Origin of the sequence: Streptomyces himalayensis subsp. himalayensis (assembly GCF_013778455.1) — a bacterium.
Taxonomy (GTDB): domain Bacteria; phylum Actinomycetota; class Actinomycetes; order Streptomycetales; family Streptomycetaceae; genus Streptomyces; species Streptomyces himalayensis.
This window is the reverse complement of the sequence record NZ_JACEHE010000106.1, coordinates 1-481: the sequence shown is the minus strand read 5'-3', so window position 1 is coordinate 481 and position 481 is coordinate 1. Positions and strand designations below refer to the sequence as shown.

The window sequence follows — 481 nt, the reverse complement described above, 5'->3', positions numbered from 1 at the left end:
AGGCCTGCGGGACGCCGCCCGGTTCTTCTGGCAGACCATGACCCGGCACCGCACGTTCTGCTTCGGCGGCAACTCCGTACGCGAACACCTGCACCCCCGCGACGACTTCACCTCCGCCCTCCAGTCGCCGGAGGGGCCCGAGACCTGCAACACCTACAACATGCTCAAGCTGAGCCGCGCCCTGTTCCTCCAAGAGCCCGACGCCGAGGTCCTCGACCACTACGAGCGCGCAACGGTCAACCACATCCTGTCCTCCCTGCACCCCAAGGGCGGGCTGGTGTATTTCACACCGGTCAGGCCGGGCCACTACCGCGTGGTGTCGACGCCCCACAACTGCTTCTGGTGCTGCGTCGGCACCGGGCTGGAGAACCACGCCAAGTACGGCGAGCTGGTATACACCACCGAGGGCGGCGAGGTGTTCGTCAACCTCTTCATCGCCTCCCGACTCAGCCTGCCCGAACAACACCTGGTGCTCGAACAG

1 protein-coding gene is annotated in these 481 nt (G+C 66.1%); it reads left to right on the top strand.

Annotation, left to right across the window (positions count from 1 at the left end; genetic code table 11):
* Positions 1–481, top strand: a 481-nt coding sequence (locus H1D24_RS41640) for a beta-L-arabinofuranosidase domain-containing protein (RefSeq protein ID WP_181662972.1), incomplete at both ends; no start/stop codon positions are given.